Source organism: Actinoplanes sp. NPDC051633 (assembly GCF_040681735.1).
Lineage (GTDB): Bacteria > Actinomycetota > Actinomycetes > Mycobacteriales > Micromonosporaceae > Actinoplanes.
This window is the reverse complement of the sequence record NZ_JBFAZH010000991.1, coordinates 1-2,902: the sequence shown is the minus strand read 5'-3', so window position 1 is coordinate 2,902 and position 2,902 is coordinate 1. Positions and strand designations below refer to the sequence as shown.

General features: G+C 71.2%; 5 protein-coding genes. 3 read left to right on the top strand and 2 right to left on the bottom strand.

The features are described from left to right. A partial coding sequence (locus tag AB0M20_RS35715; RefSeq protein ID WP_364304978.1) for an epoxide hydrolase N-terminal domain-containing protein occupies window positions 1-421 on the bottom strand: 421 nt, incomplete at its 3' end. A gap of 89 nt (window positions 422-510) precedes the next feature. Here AB0M20_RS35715 and AB0M20_RS35710 point away from each other — a divergent pair. Continuing rightward, a complete protein-coding gene (locus tag AB0M20_RS35710) occupies window positions 511-1,035 on the top strand; it encodes a CGNR zinc finger domain-containing protein (protein ID WP_364304976.1) in 525 nt (174 codons plus the stop codon). A gap of 25 nt (window positions 1,036-1,060) precedes the next feature. Here AB0M20_RS35710 and AB0M20_RS35705 read toward each other — a convergent pair whose 3' ends face one another. Beyond that, window positions 1,061-1,420 carry a VOC family protein gene (locus AB0M20_RS35705; RefSeq protein WP_364304974.1) on the bottom strand — a complete coding sequence of 120 codons (360 nt, stop codon included), beginning with the start codon at window positions 1,418-1,420 and terminating at the stop codon, window positions 1,061-1,063. Window positions 1,421-1,574: 154 nt separating this feature from the next. Between AB0M20_RS35705 and AB0M20_RS35700 the strand changes: the two genes are divergently transcribed. Then, complete coding sequence (locus AB0M20_RS35700) at window positions 1,575-2,159, top strand: DUF4388 domain-containing protein (RefSeq protein ID WP_364304971.1); 585 nt, start codon at window positions 1,575-1,577, stop codon at window positions 2,157-2,159. 232 nt (window positions 2,160-2,391) lie between these two features. Continuing rightward, window positions 2,392-2,739, top strand: a complete 348-nt coding sequence (locus AB0M20_RS35695) for a hypothetical protein (RefSeq protein WP_364304969.1) — start codon at window positions 2,392-2,394, stop codon at window positions 2,737-2,739. Window positions 2,740-2,902 lie beyond the last annotated feature (163 nt).

The following is a 2,902-nucleotide window of genomic DNA, read 5'->3' as shown; positions in this document are numbered from 1 at the left end:
GGCCGAAGCCGGGCAGCGACGGGACGATCACGGTGAACGCGTCCTCGGCCCGGCCCCCGAACCGCGACGGCGCCGACAACCGCTCGGCCATGCCGGTCAGCTCGAGGAACGAACTGGGCCAGCCGTTGGCGAGCAGGATCGGCAACCCGCCCTCCCGCTCGGCGTCGAAGCGCAGGTAGTGCACCGTCGCCCCGCCGATGTCGGCGAACCGCGACGGCAGCGCGTTGATCGCGGCCTCGTGCTTGCGCCAGTCGTACCCCGACGCCCAGTAGCCGACCAGGCGCCGCAGCTCGTCGCCGTCGGTGCCGGCCTCCCACGGGCCGACCGGCCACGACTTCGCCCAGCGCGTCGCGCGCAGCCGGGCTCGCAGATCTTCCAGCTCCGCCTCGGGAACGTCGAGCACACGCGTGGAATCGGACATCATTCCTCCCTCGATCGCTTCAACACCAGTAAAAGCTATAACCGGTGTCGCCCCATCGTCAAACACCGGTATCGCGATAAGCTGGTGTCGTGACCGGGCTCAAGCTGATCGAGGAGTTCCTCAACACCGTCGACGAGCGCACCTTCCGCCGGCACGGCGAGCCGCACGTCGCCGGAGAGCGGCTGACCTCGCCGCAGGAGTTGGCCGACTGGCTGACCGCTCACGACCTGGCCGCCGCCGGGGCCCGGCTGCGGCCCGCCGACCTGGCCGCCACCGTCGACCTGCGCACGGCGCTGCGGCAGGCGCTCACCGGCGACACCACTGCCACCGCGGCCCTCGCCGGCTATCCGCTGCGGCTGACGCCGGACCCGGCGGACGGGCTGCGCATCGCCGCCACATCCGGTCTGCCGTGGCTGAACGCCATCGTCGAGACGGTGGCGGAGAGCACGGCCCGCGGCGACTGGCACCGGATCAAGCTCTGCGCGGCGCCGGACTGCCGCTGGGCCTTCCACGACACCTCACGGAGCGGCCGCGGTCGCTGGTGCTCCATGGAGACCTGCGGCAACCGTCACAAGACCCGCGCCTATCGCGAACGCCGCCACCGGGCCGGGTGACCCCGGCGGCGCGCCGCCATCGGAGTCAGGGCTTCTTCTTCGCCGCCAGCACGCAGAACTCGTTGCCCTCGGGGTCGGCCAGCACCACCCACGGGACGTCGTGCTGCCCGATGTCCACCGGGCGGGCGCCCATGTCGACGAGGCGCTCGACCTCGGCCTCCTGGTCGTCCGGACGCAGGTCGATGTGCAGGCGGTTCTTCATCGTCTTGGCGTCCGGCGTCGGGTTGAACAGCAGGCCGGGCATCTCGTCCTTGCTACGCCGGATCTCCACCTCGTCGGGCTCCTCGAAGACGATCTGGTAACCCAGCGCCTCGGCCCACCATCGGGCGAGGCGGGCCGGATCCTCGCAGTCGACGACGACCTGCTCCCAGATGCTGCTGCTCATCGGTCTCCCCACCAGAGGCATCGAACGTTGCGATCATGTTACGCGTCACCGGCGGGTGAGTGGCCGGGGGAACAACGGACCGGGCGTGCGGCGACGGCGCTCGATGGATGCCCACCATGCGTTCAGCCGATGCCACCTCATCCAAGGAGTCGACGTGAATTCCACGTCCCTGCGGCACATCCTGCACCAGTTGGCCGAGTCCGGCAGCACCGGCGCCCTGCACGTGGACGGCACCCCGGGCGGGGTGCTCTACCTGGTCGCCGGGCACATCACGCACGCCGAGTCGGCCGCGTGCCCGGGCGTCGGCGAGCGACTGGTGGCCTCCGGGCGGTTGTCCGCCGCGGTGTGGAAGGAGGCGTACGCCGAGGGTGTCGACCGCCGGGAGGTGGGCCGGGCGCTGATCCGCGACGGCCACATCGGACAGAACGAGCTGGCCTGCCGGGTGGTGGCCACGATCGCGGACGTCACCCACGCACTGCTGCAGACCGATGACGCGCCGGTGCGGTTCGCCGCCGGGCAACGGCATTGGCTGGGCGTGATCGCGCAACTCGAGCTGGGCGCGCTGATCCACGAGACGGCCAAGCGGCTGCGGACCGTGCCGGCTCCGCGTACCCCCAATGAACTGCCCTGGGCGGGACGTTCCCACCCGGCCTGGCCCCGGCGCAAAGTCGCGGCGAAGCCGGATTACGCGGCCCTCAAACGAATTCGGGCGACGGTCACGCAGTCGCCATCGACATGACTGAACAGGACGCACACCGGGTGCGACTGTTGGCCGCACAGTCGCCGCAGGATGGCCCTCGGTGACGGCAAGCAGACGTGGATCCGCACGCAACGCCGCCACCGCACGGAGGATCCCGGCCGACAAGGGCCGCCAACGGCCGGGAACCGCCAACGGCGGACGGAACCGAACGCCGCAAAGGCAAACGCTGAGGAGGACCGTGCCCGGCGTCGAACACTGCTTGCAGGAGGCCATGGCGATCCCTGGCGCCGTCGGGGCCAGCATCGTCGACTACACCACCGGGTTCCCGGTCGCCACCACCGGGGCCGCACCCAACTCCGACCATGAGGCCGCGGCGGCCGGAACCGCCGACGTGGTCCAGGCCGCGACGAGCCGGTCGCTGTTCGTCTCGGCCGTACCGCACGACCTGCTGGAAGACTTGATCATCACCACCGCGGGGGGCTACCACCTGCTGCGGCTCGTGCAGACCGACTTCGACAGCCGGCTGGTGCTCTACGTGTGGCTGGACCGCATCCACGGCAACCTCGCCGTGGCCCGCCGCCGCATGCAGACCCTGGCCGCCGAGTTGGTCGCCTCCTGACAAGCGGGAAGGACATCTGTGACCCCCTCGAAGACCGCGGCTCCCGGACGCCTGCTCACGCAGGTGGCGGGCGAGCGGCAGACCGGCGCGCTGGTGGTGGGCGGCCACCCCGGCGGCGACCCCGGGGGCGTCGTCTATCTGGTGGACGGGACCGTGATCTACG

Bases quoted from the DNA above. Each gene is read 5' to 3' on its own strand.
- AB0M20_RS35705 (WP_364304974.1), bottom strand. From the start codon at position 1,420: ATGAGCAGCAGCATCTGGGAGCAGGTCGTCGTCGACTGCGAGGATCCG.
- AB0M20_RS35695 (WP_364304969.1), top strand. From the start codon at position 2,392: ATGGCGATCCCTGGCGCCGTCGGGGCCAGCATCGTCGACTACACCACC.